This is a genomic window from Actinosynnema sp. ALI-1.44 (genome assembly GCF_001984155.1).
Classification (GTDB): domain Bacteria; phylum Actinomycetota; class Actinomycetes; order Mycobacteriales; family Pseudonocardiaceae; genus Kibdelosporangium.
This window is the reverse complement of sequence record NZ_MTQO01000053.1, coordinates 505,302-521,561: the sequence shown is the minus strand read 5'-3', so window position 1 is coordinate 521,561 and position 16,260 is coordinate 505,302. Positions and strand designations below refer to the sequence as shown.

The following is a 16,260-nucleotide window of genomic DNA, read 5'->3' as shown; positions in this document are numbered from 1 at the left end:
GCTTAGGCGCGTATCGAAGGTTTCGGTCCTTGTGTTCACGAGGAGGTGTGCATGGGCGTCAAGGGCTCGCTGGCCCGCCAGCTGCTGGCGTGGCAGGTCGTGATCGTGGTCGCCCTGCTCACCGCGGTCGCGGTGTTCTCGGCGATCCAGTCGAACGAGAACTTCATGGACGTCGAGGGCCGCCGGATGCTGCTGGCCGCCGAGAACCTGGCCGCCATCCCCACGATCCGCGGCTCGGACACCGGGCCCGGCACCAAGGACGACATCCCCGGTGCCTTGACCGACCCGCTGCGTTACCAGCAGCTGCCGTCGTTCACGGAGACCGCACGCGGATTTTCCGGCGCTGACCTGGTCGTGCTGGCCCGTCCCGACCTGACCGTGGTGAGCGCGACAACTCCGGGGCTGACCGGGTCGGAGCTGGCCGTCGGGTCGAGCACCATCGCCACCGGGCGCTCGTGGGTCGGTGTCGTCGGCGACTCGCTCGTCGCGCACGTGCCCGTGATGGACAACGGGAGCCACGTGATCGGCATCGCCGCGGTCAGCGTGGAGACACCGGGGTTCTTCGCCGGGATCATCGAGTCGCCGACCGACGCGCTCGTCGCGCTCGGACTGGCCACTGTGCTCGGTGTGTTCGGCTCGCTCCTGCTGGCCCAGCGCGTGAAGAAGCAGACGCTCGGGCTGGAGCCTGCCGAGATCACCTCGCTCGTCGAACAGCGCGAGGCCATGCTGCACGGGATCAGGGAAGGTGTGGTCGGCCTCGACGGCGCCAACCGGATCGTGCTGGTCAACGACCACGCGAAGACCCTGCTGTCGATCCCGGCGGACAGCGTCGGCAGCTCCGTGTCCGATTTGGACTTCAACGAACGGATGACGGACGTGCTGACCGGCCGCGCGGAAGGCGCCGACCAGATCGTGTTGCGCCGCGGCCGCGTGCTGACGATGAACCGGATGCCGATCTCGCTGCACGACAAGACGATCGGCTCGGTCGTGACCATGCGCGACCGCACCGAGATGGTCGCGTTGCAGAACGAACTCGCCGCGACCCAGAACACCACGGACACGCTGCGCGCACAGGCACACGAGTTCTCCAACCGCCTGCACACCATCTCCGGCCTGATCGAACTCGGCGAGTACGACGAGGTCCGCCAGTTCATCACCACGGTGTCCAACACCCAGCAGCAGTGGCACGCGGAGGTGAGCGCCCGGATCGAGGACTCGGCGGTGGCCGCGCTGCTGATCGCCAAGGCGAGCGTGGCCGCCGAGCACGGCGTCGGCCTGCGGTTGTCGGCGGGCAGCCGGTTGTCCGAAGTAGATTCGGCACTGTCCGCGGACCTGGTCACGGTGCTGGGAAACCTGGTCGACAACGCGGTCGACGCGCTGGGTTTGACTGCTTCGGGTGGCGCGCGGGACGGGTGGATCGAGGTGGACATCAACGAACTCGACGACGCGATCCGCGTCGTGGTGCGGGATTCCGGGCCGGGTGTGGCGCCGGAGATCGCGCGTGAGGTGTTCCGCAACGGGTTCACCACGAAAGCGGCGGAAGAAGGCGGCAAGCGCGGTCTCGGGCTGGCGCTGGCGCGTCAGACGTGCATCCGCAGGCAGGGCTGGATCGACGTGCACAACGAAGGGGGCGCCGTGTTCACCGCGATGGTGCCGCGATGATCAGAGTCCTCGTCGTCGACGACGACTTCATGGTCGCCAAGGTCCACAGTGGATACGTCACGCGCACGCCCGGCTTCGAAGTGGTCGGCGTCGCGCACACCGGCGCGGACGCGCTGCACGCGGCCCGGGACCTGCGCCCGGACCTCGTCCTGCTGGACATCTACCTGCCCGACATGGACGGACTCACGGTGCTGCAGGAACTCCGGTCCAGCCAGGGTGACACGGACGTCATCGTGATCAGCGCGGCCAACGACGTGGACACAGTGCGGCGGGCGATGCGCGGCGGCGTCCTGCACTACCTGATCAAACCGTTCTCCTACTCGGCGCTGTTCGACCAACTGCGGCACTTCGCCACCCTGCACGAGCGGCTCGACCGGCTCGCGGTGGCCGGTCAGGCCGACGTGGACCAGGTGTTCGGCGCACGGCCGCGTGGCGCGTCCACCCTGCCGAAAGGCCTCACCGACCAGACCGCCGAGCTGGTCTCCCGTGTGCTGCGGCAACACCCGCAGGGCCTGTCCGCGTCGGAATGCGCCCAGCTGACGGAGTTGTCCCGGGTGTCGGCGCGCCGCTACCTCGAACACTTCACCGAATCCGGCAAGGCCGACGTGACGTTGCGCTACGGCGGAACCGGACGGCCCGAACGCCGCTACCGCTGGATCTGAATCCGGCCAGGCGAGGCCGCTGTCAGTCGCTGAACGTCGCGCGACGCGACTGCTTCTTCGCACTGCGGTGGCGCTTGCTGGCCAGCCGCCGCTCCTTCATCGCCCGAGTCGGCTTGACCGGGCGGCGTTGGGGCGGCGGTGCCTGTGCCGCGCTGCGCAGCAGGGCTGCGAGGCGGTCGCGTGCTGCCTGGCGGTTGGCCAGTTGGGCACGGAACTCACTCGCCGCGACCGTCACCACTCCGTTCACGAGCCGCCGGTCGAGGCGTTCGAGCATGCGGGGTCGCAGTGTGTCCGGAATGGACGGTGAGGTCGCCACGTCGAACGACAGCTCCACTCGGCTGTCCGTGGTGTTCACCCCTTGCCCACCTGGCCCGGACGACCGAGAGAAGCGCATCCGCAACTCGGCCGCTGGAATCACCAGCGCACCCGTCACGAACAAGTTCTCAGCCATGTCCCCAGTGTGACGCGCCAGGGCCCTCGATGCGAATGCTTTAGAACCTCGGGTGGTCGCCGCGCAGGATCGCCAGCGGGCTGTCCGGGTCGGCCACTTCTACCTCGCCGATCACCCACGCGGGCATGTGCCGGGCGGTCAGGATCGCCAGTGCGCGGTCGATGTCGTCCGGGCTGAGCACCGCGACCATGCCGATGCCCATGTTGAACGTGCGCTCGAGTTCGTCGCGTTCGACCCGGCCTCGGCGGCCGATGAGGCCGAACACCGGTGCGGGCGTCCACGCGCCTCGGTCGAGCACGGCGGTCAGGCCCTGGGGGATCACGCGGGCCAGGTTGGCCACCAGGCCGCCGCCCGTGATGTGCGCGAATGTCCGGACGTCGGTCTCCGCCGCGAGGGCGAGGCAGTCCCTGGCGTAGATCCTGGTCGGCTCGAGCAGTTCCTCGCCCAGGGTGCGGCCGAACTCCTCGACGTGGCCTTCCAGCGGCATCCTGGCTATCTCCAGCAACACCTTGCGGGCCAACGAGTAACCGTTGGAGTGCAGGCCGGACGAGGCGAGGCCGATCACCACGTCTCCTGGCCGGACCCGTTCCGCGCCGAGGATGTTGTCCGCTTCGACCACGCCGACGCCGGTCGCGGAGATGTCGTAGTCCTCCTCCGGCATCAGGCCCGGCCGTTCCGCGGTCTCCCCGCCGAGCAGCGCGCAGCCCGCCTTGACGCAGCCGTCCGAGATCCCCTTGACCAGCGCCGCGATCCGGTCCGGGTTGATCTTGCCCGTGGCGATGTAGTTCTCCAGGAACAGCGGCTCCGCGCCGCACACCACCAGGTCGTCGACCACCATCGCGACGAGGTCCATGCCGATCGTGTCGTGCAGGTCCATCGCCTGCGCCACAGCGATCTTCGTACCGACACCCTCGGTCGCCGACGCCAGCACCGGCTCACGCCAGCGGTCCAGCTTGAGCTTGAACAGCCCGGCGAACCCGCCGACTACGGACAGCACCTCCGACCGGGACGCCTTCTCCGCCCACGGCTTGAGCTTCTGGATGTGCTCCGCCGCGGTCTTGGTCGAGCCAGCGTCATGCTGTGTCATCACCGAGCGGTCATCCTCTTGTCATGTGGTCACGGCAACTCAGGGACGCTGCAAGGCGTCCTCGGCACCGTACCCGTTGACCAGAACAGGGGTCGCCGCCCCGGCGACACCTTTCTCCACGCTCTCCAGCAGGTGTTTGCCGATCAACGCCGACCCGGGCAGTTCGATCGGGTAGTGGCCGTCGAAGCACGCCGCGCACAGCCGGCTGCGCGGCTGCTCGGTCGCGGCGACCATGCTCTCCAGCGAGATGTAGCCGAGCGAGTCCGCGCCGATCGAGCGGCGGACGCCGTCGAAGTCGAGGCCGTTGGCGATCAGCTCGGCCCGTGAGGCGAAGTCGATGCCGTAGAAGCACGGCCACTTCACCGGCGGCGACGCGATCCGGACGTGCACCTCCAGCGCCCCGGCCTCACGCAGCATCCGCACCAGCGCGCGCTGCGTGTTGCCGCGCACGATCGAGTCGTCCACCACGACGAGCCGCTTGCCGCGGATGACGTCGCGCAACGGGTTGAGCTTGAGCCGGATGCCCAGCTGCCGGATGGTCTGCGACGGCTGGATGAACGTCCGGCCGACGTAGGCGTTCTTGACCAGGCCCATGCCGTACGGGATGCCGGACGCCTGCGCGTACCCGACCGCGGCGGGCGTGCCCGACTCCGGCACGGGGATCACCAGGTCGGCTTCGGCCGGGTGCTCGGTGGCCAGCCTGCGGCCGATCTCCACGCGGGTGGCGTGCACGCTGCGACCGGAGATGGTGGTGTCCGGCCTGGCCAGGTAGACGTACTCGAACACGCAGCCCTTGGGCTCCGGCACGGCGAACCGGGACGACCTCAGGCCGTTCTCGTCGATCGCCAGGAGCTCACCGGGCTCGACCTCACGCACGAACGAAGCGCCACAGATGTCCAACGCAGCCGTCTCGCTCGCGACGACCCAGCCACGCTCGAGGCGGCCGAGGACAAGCGGATGCACGCCGTGCGGGTCGCGCGCCGCGTACAGCGTGGACTCGTCGGAGAAGACCAGGCAGAACGCGCCCCGCAACGTGGGCAGCAGCTCCATCGCGGCCTGCTCGATGCTGACGTCGCCCGCGGCGTACGCGGCCAGCAGGCCACAGACCAGGTCGGAGTCGGTGGTGGCACCGTTCTTGGTGGTGATGCCCGCGCGCTCGGAGCGCTCCAGCAGCTCGGCGGTGTTCACCAGGTTGCCGTTGTGGCCGAGCGAGAGGCTCTTGCCGCTGGCCGTGGTGCGGAACGTCGGCTGGGCGTTCTCCCACGTGCTCGACCCGGTCGTGGAGTACCGGCAGTGGCCGACGGCCACGTGGCCCCTGAGCGAGTGCAGGATCTGCTCGTCGAACACCTGGCTGACCAGGCCGAGATCCTTGAACACGACGACTTGCTGGCCGTCGGCGACGGAGATGCCGGCCGCTTCCTGACCGCGGTGCTGCAGCGCGTACAGCCCGTAGTAGGTGAGTTTGGCGACTTCCTCACCGGGGGCCCAGACTCCGAAGACGCCGCATTCCTCGCGAGGTTCCTCGTCGACGGTGCCGGCGTGCGGGGCTGACTGGTCCGACTGGTCGGTGACCACGCGAAGCGCTCCCTGGGGACGAATGCAGGCTGACCTCCAGTGTAGATGGCGCCACCACCCGTTCGGACCATCCGGCTGTGGTGCGCCCCACTTTCGAGATCCCGTTTCCGCCCTACCGGCCTACTGGCCCACGTTCCGCACGATCGGCAGCAGTCCGCTGAGATCCGCTCGTGTGCCGGACGCGGAGACCCTGGCCGACTCGACGCCGTCGGTCCACGTCAGCAGGCCGGTCGCCAGTTCCAGCCAGGTGCGCGGGTCGGTTTCGATCACGTTCGGCGGGGTGCCGCGGGTGTGCCGGGGGCCGGGGATGCACTGGACGGCCGCGAAGGGCGGGACGCGGACCTCCACGGTGTGCCCCGGGGCGATCTGCTCGAGCGTGCGCAGACTGGCCCGCACGGCCGACGCGAGGATCGGCCGTGCGGGTTTCTCGTCTGTCTGGTCGGTGAGCCATGGCATCACCGCAGCCACAGCGGAGCGGAGCTCGTGCGGGTCGACGGGTTTGCGGGGCACTACCTGCTCTCAGCTTCGCGGACGATCTCACCGAGCAGCTGCTCGACCTGGTGGGTCAGGCGGCGGGTGTCGGCCGGGGAGATCGTCGTCCACGCGCTGCCGTCGCCCGATGGCTTGCGGACCTGGAGGTAGCGGCCGTCCTCGGTGTCGAAGAAGGCCACCACGCGCTCCGCGCGGTGCCTCTTGCCCCACTTGTCGCGGGCCGCGGCACCGAAGTTCCCCGTCGCCACCACGTCCTTGATCATCGTGACCAGCGTCTGGACGTCGTCCTCACGGATCCCGCGGTTGCGCAGGGCCTGTTCGAAGCCCTTCTGCGTGCCGCCAGCGCCGTTCGCCGCCGTTTCGAAGTCGTCCGCCCTGATGTTCACCGACTGGCCCGGCCCCGCGGGCACGGGGGCCAGCACGCCGGTCGCCACGCTGGCCAGCGACTGCGCGGGCACGCTGTGGAACGTCAGGAAGTCGTCCGCCTGGATCGTGAGGACCGCTTCCTCCTCACGCGCCGCGGCGAGGAAACGGACACTGCGGCCCAGCCACGTCCGGCCGTCGACCTCGCGGTCGGGCCGGGACAGGATGCCGAGAGCACGCTCAAGGCCCGGGTTCAGGTCGACCGCGCGGCCGAGACCGCGCTGCTCCAGCCCGTTCCACGCCTGGTCGACCAACTGCTTGCGTTCGGTCCACGTCGCGCCCGGCGAGGGCACTTTGACCACGAGGGGCATGTCCTCGTAGCCGAAGTGCTCCCACAGGACGTCGAATTCGAGAGCCGAGATCGTGATCGGCCTTGGTTGCACGGGTGCGCCCAGATCGATCACTGCTGCTCGGGCTTCTCGCCGATCACCGAGGGTGCGACAGTGCGTTCGTCGCCCCAGATGTCATCGGTCTCCAACAGGTAGTCCGGCGCCTCGTGCTCGTTTTCCTCTTCGTCCTCCGCCCGACGGCCGCCGGGCGCCATCCCGCTCTGGCCACCACGGCCACCCGCGCCCGTGTTGCTGCCGGGAGGACCGGTGCGGGGCGCGCCTTCCTGCGCCATCGGGTTGGTGCCCGCGCCGGGACGACCCTGCCGCGCCTCGTCCATCATCGACGAGTTCTGCCCGAAACCGGCGTTCGGCCCGAGACCACCGCGGCCGCCGGAGCCACCGCCGGGGATGCCGGGACGGCCACCCGAGTTCGGGCCATGGCCGCCACCGAACGGGCCGGTGCCGGGCACGAACTGGCCGCCGCCCCACTGCTGGGCGTTGTTCGGCGGCTGGATCGGCGGCTTGGGCGGCGTCGGCTGCAGGCCCGGGTGGTTCTGCGGCGACGTGTAGCCCTGCTGCGAGGTGAACTGGTTCGGCGCGAAGTTGCTGTTGTGGTGCGGCACCTGCTGGCCCGGCGTGACGTTCGGCTGCTGCGCGTGCTGCCCGCCGATCGGCGAGTGGTGCACGGAACTGGTCTGCGTCTGCTGGTTGTGGTGCACACCGGTGCTGCCGTGCATGCCGCTGCTCTCGACCGAACCGCCGTGCAGACCGGGGGCGGGCGGCGGGGTGTCGACGACGAGCTTCGGCGGGTCCTCGAAGCGGCCGAGCGTGTCGGCGTTCCAGTCGCTGCTCTTCTCGTACTTCTGCATCGCCTGGACGGCCTTGCGGGCGGCCTCGTCCGACGCGCGCTCCTGCGCCTCGTGGTCGGCCGCCTGCGCCGCGACAGCGGCGGCCGGGCCACCGTTGCCGAGCAACGCGGCCGCTCCCGCGCCCACCATCTGCCAGCCGGACGGCTCGGGCGTGGTCACCTTCTTGGGCGGCGGCACCTCGTTGCGGGCGTCACCGACGTAGTTGCCCTGCATCTCGAAGGACGTCTTCATCACGGTCGAGCCGTTCTCGGCCTTCGCCGCCCAGTCCTTGAGCGGGTTCATGCCCGCGAGCGCCTGCTCGGCGGACACACCCTCCCAGTGGACGTTCAGGTCGCCGAGCTTCTTGTGCAGGGTGGAGCTGATGTCGTTCAGACCGGCCGACAGGGTTCCCCAGAAGTCGGCAGGTGCGTCGGACGCGTTCGGGCCAGGCCCCGCGTTGATCATCTCGAAGATGGCCTTGTGGTCGAGGCCCATCCACCTGATGTCGCTGTTCATCGTTTGCCCAACCCCCTCAGTCGTCCTGCGGGCCCTTGCCACGCCACCGGTCGGTGTTGGTGCCCTCGACACGCACATAGCGCTCGTAGGCCTCGTTCAACGCGTCACCGGAGTTGCGCAGCTCCTGGCCGTACTTGGTCAGCGCCTGGATGGCGGCGATCCGGCCGGTGTCGCCGGTGCCCGCGTCGAACCGGACCGCGGTCGTCTTGCTGACCGGGTCCTGCGCCCATGCGGGTGTCTTCATGCCCTTGAGCACGCTGACCAGCTCGTCGATCTTCTGCGCGGCCTCGTGGAACGCGTCACGGGCACCCGGAATCGCGGGCGGGTTGATCTTCACTGTGTGCGACGATCCCGATCCCATGGGGTTCGGTGCCGACGACCCCCCACCATCAGCTATCAACACGGCGCGTCTCCCTGATCTGCCTGTGTGTTTGCGACGACTGTAGCTCTGATGTATGCGGTCTGGGAGTGGTTCCCCCAACCTCACAACTTTTTGCGCAACGGGTTCGTGACGCACAGCGAGGCACTCCGTGACGCCACGAGCACCGTACCGAACCCCACTCCGCTCCGTGGCCGGAACTGGACCTACGATCGCCGAATGCCGCCGGACATCACGCCTGAGATGCGGGCGAGCGCGAAGAGTAACCCGAACACATGGCTGTACGTGATCGATCCGCTGTTCGAATCCGAAGCCGACGTCCCGCCATGGGGCGTGGTCGGCGCATACCCGGTCGACGCCAGCGGCGAGATAGAGGACAACTTCCACCCGAACGACCGCTACCGGCCATCCCCCCAGGCCCTGCGCATGCCCACGCCGCCAAGCACCGTCGACGAGGTGCTGCAGCTGATCAACACAGGGCACCAGGAGGCGGCCACACTGCCCGCACTGCTGCTGGACGCCTCGTTGCTGCTGTACGCGGCGTCGTCGGAGGACCGGGACGTGATCGGCTTCCCGGATTCGGATGGCCGCGTGTTCGTGCCCGTGTGCACCGCTTCCGAGCACGTACCCGCCGCGTGGCCAGGGTGGCGCGTGATCACCGGACGGGATCTGGCGCCGTTGTTGAACGGCTTCCCGCTGCTGGTCAACCCGGTCGGACCGCTCAGCGCGATCGTGCCTGCCGAGTTGCTCGCCGCCCGGGTACCAGCCTGATCAGCGCTGGCCCGCGGTCGCCGCCGTGAGCCACTTCTCGATGTCCTCCGGTGGGCCCGACTTCGCGTAGAGCCAGCCCTGGGCGCAGTCCGCGCCGATTCTGCGCAGTCGATCCGCCTGCTCGGTCGTCTCGACGCCTTCCGCTGTCACCGTCAGGCCCAGCAGGTGGGCCAGTGAGACCAGGGTTCGGACGATCTGGGTGTCCACCAGGCTCGCGTTGCCCGGGTCGCGGAGGCCTTCGAGGAAGGAGCCCGCGATCTTCAGCGTCCTGACCGGCAGGACGCGCAGGTACGCCAGGTTCGAGTAGCCCGTGCCGAAGTCGTCGATCGCTATCGTCAGACCCAGGTCCACCAGGGTGCGGAGCATTTCCAGCGGTTCGCCGGTCGCGCCCATGATGGCGCTCTCGGTCAGCTCCAGCTGCACGCGGTGGGCCGGTAGGCCGGTTTCCGCGAGGATCTTGCGGATGTCGTCGACCAGGCCGGGATCGCGGCACTGACGAACCGCCAGGTTCACGCTCACGTACGGCGCGTTGTCGCCGAACCTGTCCCACCACTGCTTCGCCTGCACGCAGGCTGTCCTCAGCACCCAGCGTCCCAGCGGGACGATCAGTCCGGTCTCCTCGGCCAGTCCGATGAAGCGGTCCGGACCCAGCGCGCCGAATTCCGGGTGCCGCCAGCGGACCAGGGCCTCCACGCCGTGCAGCTCGCCGTCCGGCAGGCGGACGATCGGCTGGTAGTGCACGTAGAACTCTTCGCGTTCCAGTGCCGCGGGCATCCGCGCCGACAGGGTAAAGCGGGCCACCTCGTGCGCGTTGCGTTCCGGGTCGAAGCAGGCGTACTGGTCTTTCCCGTCCGATTTGGCCCAGTAGAGCGTCACGTCCGCGTCTCGCATGGTGTCCGCCGGTGTCGTGCCCTCGCAGGGGCGTTCGACGATCCCGATGCTCGCGGACACCGTCAGGTCGTGGCCGCCGATGCGCACCGGCTCGCGCAGTGCCGACAGGATCTTCTCCGCCAGGACCGTCAGGTCCTTCATGGACTCGCAGTCCTGGACCAGCACCACGAACTCGTCGCCGCCCATCCGCGCGACCATCCGGTCCGGACCGTCCACCAGCACACCGAGGCGGGCGCCGACCGCGACGAGCAACTGGTCGCCCACGTCGTGGCCGAGGCTGTCGTTGATCACCTTGAACCCGTCGACGTCCAGGTAGCAGAGGCCCACCCTGGTCTGCCCGCCGGTGGCGAAGACCTCGTTCAGCCGCTCCTGGAACAACGCGCGGTTCGGCAGGCCGGTCAGCGGGTCGTGCGTGGCCTCGTGACGCAGCCTGCGCTGCAGGGTGTGCCGCTCGGTGATGTCCTCGATCATCCCGACCAGGTACTGCGGGCGGCCCGATTCGTCGCGGACGACCGACACCTTCAGGTTCGTCCGGAGCGTCACGCCGTCGCGGCGCCGGAACCGCCGCTCCACCTGGTAGTTGTCCCGCAGGCCCGCCAGCGCTTCGTCGTACTCCTCGCGCAGCTTGGCGGGCATGTCCTTCTCGAAGAACTCCTCGATGTTCATCGTGCGCAGTTCGGACAGCGGCATTCCGAGCAGATCGGACAGCGCCCGGTTCGCGTCGATCATGTTGCCGCGCATGTCGCAGATGCCGATGCCGACGGCCGCTTCGTGGAAGACCGCCTGGAACCGGGCCTCGCTCGCCCGCAACGCCGCGTGTGCACCGCGGCGTGCGTCCATCACCGCCGCGCGCACCGATTCGGGCTGTTGATCTTCCAGGTTTCGTTCGCTGATCGCCTCGTTGAACCCAGTCACGAGCGAAGCGAGAATGTGCGGCAGCCGCTTCATCGCCCGTTCGGACGAGTCGGACAGCGCGAGCAGGCCGTCGCCGATCACCCGGATGGACGAGGCGAGGGATTCCGTTTCCGAGAACCGCATGCGGACGAGCTCGATCCCGATCCACTCGACGGTCTGGTGCGGGTAGACGTCCGCGTTCGCCGCGTCGACGAGAACCTTGCCGAACTCGGTCAGCCGCTCGACGATCTCCTCAGTCTCCAGCGCGACATAACTGGTGTTCCGGACGGCCGCAGCCCAGCGCCTGGCGAACCTCTCACACCCGCCCGCCCCCTCGGCCGCGGGCCAGCTCGGGCTTTCCACCGTCCACACCCTTCGGCACTCGCACGATCGATCCAACTGGCCGGCCGAGGCAAACCTTACCGGCTTTGAACAGCAACGTACTCAGCCCCGCAACTGTCAAGTTGGTTAACCCTAGTGATTCTTTCACACCAAAGCGTGACAAATGGGTAGTTATGGGCTCACAATCCTGACTCAGGCGGCTACTTTCAGTAAGCCGTCCAGCGAGGGCAAGGAAAGGGCATCCCCATGAAGATCCCTGCAATCCCAAGGGGCCGCCGCCGCATGCTGACCGCAGTGGTGTCCGCCTCCGTTCTCCTGTTCGGCGCGTTACCTGCCAGCGCCCAGCCGGAGCCGGCAGTTGATCAGATCGATCGGTACGTCGCCGAGAACGACCACCCGATGGGCTCCCAGATCGCCAAGCACGAGGGCAACCAGCAGATGGTGCTGGTGCCGCGGGACGTCGGCGTGCAAGCCGTCGTCTACGGCATCGACGTCAGCGGCTGGCAGGGCAATGTGGACTGGGCGTACTGGTGGGGTCAGGGCAAGCGGTTCGCCTACGTCAAGGCCACCGAGGGAACCGGGTACCGAAACCCGTACTTCGCCCAGCAGTACAACGGTTCCTACAACGTCGGCATGATCCGCGGTTCGTACCACTTCGCCCAGCCGGCCACGTCGAGCGGTGCGGCGCAGGCGGACTACTTCGTCAACAACGGTGGCGGCTGGTCGCGTGACGGCAAGACGCTGCCCGGCGCGCTGGACATGGAGTACAACCCCAACGGCGCGACCTGTTACGGACTGTCCAAGTCGGCCATGACCGGCTGGATCAAGTCCTTCAGCGACCGGTACCACGCCCGCACGAGCCGCTGGCCGGTGATCTACACGAGCACCAGCTGGTGGTCGCAGTGCGTCAGTGGCGACTTCTCGTCGACGAGCCCCTTGTGGGTGGCCAGGTACGCCTCATCCGTCGGCACTTTGCCTTACGCGTGGGGCTTCTACACGATCTGGCAGTACTCGTCGAGCCCGATCGACCAGAACCAGTTCAACGGCGCCTACGACCGCCTGCAGGCACTGGCGAACGGCTGACCACGACCACCCGTGGCCGCGGCGACCGCGTCGAGCAGCACGGTCGCCGCGGCGCTGGCCATTTCGGCCACCTTGTTGGAAACCCACAAACAATCCTCTGCCCAGTTCGCACAGTGGCGCGCAGTCCGGTTGGCCAGATCGACACAGCGGGCGCAGGCTGGAAGCGCACGCAGCGAACGGCAGAAGGAGAGAACTTCCATGCGGACCCGTCGTATCGGCGACACGCAGGTCAGCGCGATCGGCATGGGCGGCATGCCGCTGTCGATCGAGGGCAAACCGGACGAGCAGCAGGCGACGGCCACGATCCACGCGGCGCTGGACGCGGGCATCACCTTCATCGACACGGCCGACGCGTACAGCCTCGACGACAGCGATTTCGGGCACAACGAGACGCTGATCGCCAACGCCGTCGCCTCGTACGGCGGTGACACGTCCAACGTGCTGATCGCCACCAAGGGCGGGCACACCCGCACCCCCGGCGGCGGATGGGCGCTCAACGGCTCGGCCGAGTACATCAAGCAGGCCTGCGAGGCGTCGCTGAAGCGCCTCGGCGTCGAGACGATCGGGCTGTACCAGTTCCACCGTCCGGACCCGGCTGTGCCGATCGCCGAGTCGTGCGGCGCGCTGCGCGACCTGCTGGACGAAGGCAAGATCCAGTACGCCGGCATCTCGAACTTCAACCCGGCGGAGATCAAGCAGGCCAACGAGATCCTCGGCGGCAGGCTCGTCGCGGTGCAGAACCAGTTCTCGCCGTCGTTCCGGTCGAGCGAGCCGGAGCTGGAGCTGTGCCACGAGATGGGCATCGCGTTCCTGCCGTGGAGTCCGCTCGGCGGCATCAGCAAAGCCGGTGAGCTCGGATCGCGGTTCGCCAAGTTCGCCGAGGTCGGCGCGGCGCACGGGGTCAGCCCGCAGCGCGTCTGCCTGGCGTGGATGCTCGCCAAGTCACCGCACGTGATCCCGATCCCCGGCTCGTCGCGGCCAGCCAGCATCCAGGACTCGGCCGCGGCCGTCGACCTCGCGCTGACGGAAGGCGAACTCGCGCAGTTGGACAAGTCCTGAGCAACTGCTGCATCCGGCCCTACCGGCCAGGGCCGGATGCCTCCAAAATGTGCGGATGCATCTGGCCTTGCTCATCGTCGGCTTGTTGCTCCTGATCGGCAGCGGGGTGGTGTTCGCCCAGCAGGCACGCGCACTCGTCGCCACTGTCACCGGAGCTGTCGGCCTGGCGGCGACCGTCTCGGGGTGGATCCTGCTCGACGGCGGGTCGACGCTCAGCGAGGCCTTCCGGACGGGCGGTCTCGCGGCCGCCGCCGTCGTGGCGCTGTACGCGCTGTGGCTCAGCGACCAGCGCCGCAGGATCGACGAGGACCGCCAGGACATCGAACGCCGCAGGCACGACCTCGAGGACCAGCGGCACACCCTGGAGCAGGCCCGTCAGCAGATGGAAACCCAGCGGATGCAGCACGACCGCGAGCGATCCACCGACGAGCGCTTCGCGAGGTCGATCGAACTGCTCGGCGACGAGGCCGACCAGGTCAGGGTAGGCGCGATGCACGCACTCGCCGGGCTCGCCCGTAGCCGCTCGGAGTACACGCAAACCGTGCTCGACGTGCTGTGCGCATATCTGCGCAGGCCGTTCGACCACGCGCACTACGCCCGGCTGCGCGGCGCGGACGAGGCCGTGGAGGAGTCGGTGGACGCCGACCGCGAGCGCCAGGTCAGGCTGACCGCGCAGCGGCTGATCGGCGAACTGCTGCCGGAAAGCGGCGACGGCCGGGCACCGACGTACGACCTCGACCTGACCGGCGCCACGCTGGAGTACTTCGACATCTCCGAGCGCGTGGTCGGCCAGCTCACCGCGCGGTCGGTGAACCTGTATGAGGCCAACGCATTCGGCAACATGGAGATTTTCGGCGACGCGTGGTTCACCGCGGCGCACAGCTGGGGCAAGTTCATCGCGCCCGGCACCACGTTCCACAAGCGCGCCTGGTTCGCCAACTTCGAGGCCGACCAGCTCGTCGACCTCAAGCAGTCCAAGTTCGACGGTGTCACCAAGCTGGCGCAGGCGACGTTCGACGGCAAGGTCGTGTTGCGGGGCAGCAAGTTCGCGCAGCCGATCGACCTCAACCACAGCACGTTCCGCGGCGGGATCGACATGTCGTCGGCGGTCGCGTCGTCCGCCGAGACCTACGGCATGACCGTGTCGCTGGAGATGAAGAACGACCTGCCCGAAGGCTGGATCGTCGACCACCAGGACGACGGAACGGGCCTGATCCGCACGTAAACACTCACGAGCCTTTCAGGAGGTCCGCGGCTTTCTCGCCGACCATGATCGACGGGGCGTTGGTGTTGCCGCGCGGCACCATCGGCATCACCGACGCGTCCGCGACGCGCAGTCCTTCGACACCGTTGACCTTCAGCGTCGGGTCGACGACCGTGCCGATCGAACACGTGCCGACCGGGTGGTAGAGGGTCTGGGTCACGTCCCGGACGTGGTCGGCCAGTTCGGCGTCGGTCAACTCCAGCGACTCCGGTTTGTACGGCGCACCGAGGTACCGCGCGATCGCCGGCCGCTCGCAGATCTCCTGCTGCATCCGGATTCCGGCGATCATCACCGCCATGTCCGACGGGTCGGTGTAGTACGCCGGGTCGATCTCCGGGCGCCATAGGGGATTGCCTGACCGCAGCCGCAGTCTGCCCCGGCTCTTGGGCGCGACGTGCACCGCGGCGGCGGTGAAGCCGCGGCCGGGCGGCTCGTGCATCCCGTTGTCGTAGAAGAAGGTCGGCGCGACGATGAACTGCATGTCCGGTGCGGGCAGGTCGTCGCTGGTCGGGATGAAACCGCCTGCCTCGCCGATGTTCGACGCCAGCGGGCCGCGGCCGGCCAGCTGCCACTGCACCAGGCGGCCCGGGGTGACGTAGTCGATCAGGTCGGTCGTCTCGCGGGTGCTGTAGATGATCGCGGCCGCCGGGTGGTCGTGCAGGTTCTCGCCGACCTGGTCGATGCCGACGACGACGTCGATTCCCACCTCCCGCAGGTGTTCCGCCGGTCCGATGCCGGACAGCATCAACAGCTGCGGCGAGTTGATCGCGCCGCCGGACAACACGACCTCACGGTCGACGTAGGTTGTCTTGACCGCGCCTTTGTGCACGTACTCGACACCAACGGCCCTGGTCGACTCCAGCACGACCTTGGTGGCCTGCGCGTTCGTGCGCACGGTCAGGTTCGGCCTGTCCAGGATCGGCCGCAGGTACGCGTCCGCTGTCGACCAGCGGCGGCCGTTGTGGCACGTCACCTGGTATTGCCCCGCGCCTTCCTGGTCGGCGCCGTTGAAGTCGTCCGTCGGTTTCATGCCCCAGGCGACCGCGGCCTGGACCCATGCGCTGGACAGTTCGTGCGTGTAGCGGCGATCTTCGACGAACAACGGGCCGTCGCCGCCGTGCAGCGGCCCACCGAGGCGCGTGTTGTGTTCCGCGCGGACGAAGTACGGCAACACGTCGTCCCAGCCCCAGCCGGTCGCGCCGTGCTCGTCACGCCAGGCGTCGTAGTCGGCGCGGTTGCCGCGGATGTAGATCATCGCGTTCATCGACGAGCAGCCGCCGAGTGCTTTCATCCGCGGCCAGTACGACGTGCGGTCGCCCATGTACTTCTGTTCGACCGTCTCGTAGTTCCAGTCCCACTTGGTCTTGAACAGATTGGCGAACGCAGCGGGGATGCGGATCTCGTCCGCGGTGTCCTCGCCGCCTGCCTCCAGCAGCAACACCCGGACACCGGGATCCTCGGTCAGCCGATTGGCCAGCACACAACCCGCGCTACCGGCGCCTACCACGATGTAGTCGAAAGTCTCGCGCATT

The 16,260-nt window shown here is 68.4% G+C and carries 15 protein-coding genes; 6 read left to right on the top strand and 9 right to left on the bottom strand.

Features of this window, described 5'->3' with window-relative positions; translation table 11 throughout:
- Positions 1-51 precede the first annotated feature (51 nt).
- Together ALI144C_RS44385 and ALI144C_RS44380 are read left to right on the top strand one after the other, a co-directional pair.
- Positions 52-1,662: a sensor histidine kinase gene (locus tag ALI144C_RS44385; protein ID WP_076993259.1), complete on the top strand. Its 1,611-nt coding sequence runs from the start codon at positions 52-54 to the stop codon at positions 1,660-1,662.
- Positions 1,659-2,324, top strand: coding sequence for a response regulator (locus tag ALI144C_RS44380; RefSeq protein ID WP_076993258.1), 666 nt, complete (start codon positions 1,659-1,661; stop codon positions 2,322-2,324). The genes ALI144C_RS44385 and ALI144C_RS44380 overlap by 4 nt, the downstream gene beginning before the upstream one ends.
- Before the next feature lie 22 nt (positions 2,325-2,346).
- Here ALI144C_RS44380 and arfB read toward each other — a convergent pair whose 3' ends face one another.
- From arfB to ALI144C_RS44345, 7 genes are all read right to left on the bottom strand, one after another.
- Entirely contained in the window at positions 2,347-2,775 is a 429-nt protein-coding gene (arfB, locus tag ALI144C_RS44375; RefSeq protein ID WP_076993257.1) for an alternative ribosome rescue aminoacyl-tRNA hydrolase ArfB, read from the bottom strand.
- Positions 2,776-2,815: 40 nt separating this feature from the next.
- Positions 2,816-3,862 (bottom strand): phosphoribosylformylglycinamidine cyclo-ligase, encoded by a 1,047-nt coding sequence (purM, locus tag ALI144C_RS44370; RefSeq protein ID WP_076993256.1) that lies wholly within the window; start codon positions 3,860-3,862, stop codon positions 2,816-2,818.
- Between the two features lie 39 nt (positions 3,863-3,901).
- Positions 3,902-5,437, bottom strand: a complete 1,536-nt coding sequence (gene purF, locus ALI144C_RS44365; protein ID WP_076993255.1) for an amidophosphoribosyltransferase — start codon at positions 5,435-5,437, stop codon at positions 3,902-3,904.
- Between the two features lie 120 nt (positions 5,438-5,557).
- Complete coding sequence (locus ALI144C_RS44360) at positions 5,558-5,893, bottom strand: sterol carrier family protein (RefSeq protein ID WP_076993743.1); 336 nt, start codon at positions 5,891-5,893, stop codon at positions 5,558-5,560.
- 53 nt (positions 5,894-5,946) lie between these two features.
- Entirely contained in the window at positions 5,947-6,756 is an 810-nt protein-coding gene (locus ALI144C_RS44355; protein ID WP_083753932.1) for an ESX secretion-associated protein EspG, read from the bottom strand.
- Complete coding sequence (locus tag ALI144C_RS44350; protein WP_076993254.1) at positions 6,753-8,045, bottom strand: PPE domain-containing protein; 1,293 nt, start codon at positions 8,043-8,045, stop codon at positions 6,753-6,755. Before ALI144C_RS44350 ends, ALI144C_RS44355 begins: the two co-directional genes overlap by 4 nt.
- 16 nt (positions 8,046-8,061) lie before the next feature.
- Positions 8,062-8,382 (bottom strand): hypothetical protein, encoded by a 321-nt coding sequence (locus tag ALI144C_RS44345; RefSeq protein ID WP_143231226.1) that lies wholly within the window; start codon positions 8,380-8,382, stop codon positions 8,062-8,064.
- A gap of 261 nt (positions 8,383-8,643) precedes the next feature.
- Here ALI144C_RS44345 and ALI144C_RS44340 point away from each other — a divergent pair, with 261 nt between their 5' ends.
- Entirely contained in the window at positions 8,644-9,195 is a 552-nt protein-coding gene (locus ALI144C_RS44340) for a type VII secretion system-associated protein (RefSeq protein WP_143231225.1), read from the top strand.
- On the opposite strand, the gene ALI144C_RS44335 is transcribed toward ALI144C_RS44340, so the two are convergent.
- Entirely contained in the window at positions 9,196-11,343 is a 2,148-nt protein-coding gene (locus tag ALI144C_RS44335; protein WP_083754000.1) for a putative bifunctional diguanylate cyclase/phosphodiesterase, read from the bottom strand. It abuts the gene before it with no gap.
- A gap of 225 nt (positions 11,344-11,568) precedes the next feature.
- Between ALI144C_RS44335 and ALI144C_RS44330 the strand changes: the two genes are divergently transcribed.
- The 3 genes from ALI144C_RS44330 to ALI144C_RS44320 all read left to right on the top strand — a co-directional run bounded on the left by ALI144C_RS44330 (position 11,569) and on the right by ALI144C_RS44320 (position 14,689).
- Entirely contained in the window at positions 11,569-12,405 is an 837-nt protein-coding gene (locus ALI144C_RS44330; RefSeq protein WP_076993252.1) for a lysozyme, read from the top strand.
- A gap of 198 nt (positions 12,406-12,603) precedes the next feature.
- The gene (locus ALI144C_RS44325; protein ID WP_076993739.1) at positions 12,604-13,464 is read left to right on the top strand and encodes an aldo/keto reductase; all 861 of its coding nucleotides are present in this window, start codon (positions 12,604-12,606) and stop codon (positions 13,462-13,464) included.
- Positions 13,465-13,519: 55 nt separating this feature from the next.
- On the top strand, positions 13,520-14,689 hold the full coding sequence (locus ALI144C_RS44320) for a hypothetical protein (protein WP_083753930.1): 1,170 nt from the start codon (positions 13,520-13,522) through the stop codon (positions 14,687-14,689).
- A gap of 4 nt (positions 14,690-14,693) precedes the next feature.
- Here ALI144C_RS44320 and ALI144C_RS44315 read toward each other — a convergent pair whose 3' ends face one another.
- Positions 14,694-16,259: a GMC family oxidoreductase gene (locus ALI144C_RS44315; RefSeq protein ID WP_076993251.1), complete on the bottom strand. Its 1,566-nt coding sequence runs from the start codon at positions 16,257-16,259 to the stop codon at positions 14,694-14,696.
- Position 16,260 lies beyond the last annotated feature (1 nt).

Excerpts from the sequence above, each read along its gene's own strand:
- ALI144C_RS44385 (WP_076993259.1), top strand. The coding sequence starts at position 52 with ATGGGCGTCAAGGGCTCGCTGGCCCGCCAGCTGCTGGCGTGGCAGGTC.
- ALI144C_RS44380 (WP_076993258.1), top strand. The coding sequence starts at position 1,659 with ATGATCAGAGTCCTCGTCGTCGACGACGACTTCATGGTCGCCAAGGTC.
- arfB (WP_076993257.1), bottom strand. The coding sequence starts at position 2,775 with ATGGCTGAGAACTTGTTCGTGACGGGTGCGCTGGTGATTCCAGCGGCC.
- purM (WP_076993256.1), bottom strand. The coding sequence starts at position 3,862 with ATGACACAGCATGACGCTGGCTCGACCAAGACCGCGGCGGAGCACATC.
- ALI144C_RS44360 (WP_076993743.1), bottom strand. The coding sequence starts at position 5,893 with ATGCCATGGCTCACCGACCAGACAGACGAGAAACCCGCACGGCCGATC.
- ALI144C_RS44350 (WP_076993254.1), bottom strand. The coding sequence starts at position 8,045 with ATGAACAGCGACATCAGGTGGATGGGCCTCGACCACAAGGCCATCTTC.
- ALI144C_RS44340 (WP_143231225.1), top strand. The coding sequence starts at position 8,644 with ATGCCGCCGGACATCACGCCTGAGATGCGGGCGAGCGCGAAGAGTAAC.
- ALI144C_RS44330 (WP_076993252.1), top strand. The coding sequence starts at position 11,569 with ATGAAGATCCCTGCAATCCCAAGGGGCCGCCGCCGCATGCTGACCGCA.
- ALI144C_RS44325 (WP_076993739.1), top strand. The coding sequence starts at position 12,604 with ATGCGGACCCGTCGTATCGGCGACACGCAGGTCAGCGCGATCGGCATG.
- ALI144C_RS44320 (WP_083753930.1), top strand. The coding sequence starts at position 13,520 with ATGCATCTGGCCTTGCTCATCGTCGGCTTGTTGCTCCTGATCGGCAGC.
- ALI144C_RS44315 (WP_076993251.1), bottom strand. The coding sequence starts at position 16,259 with ATGCGCGAGACTTTCGACTACATCGTGGTAGGCGCCGGTAGCGCGGGT.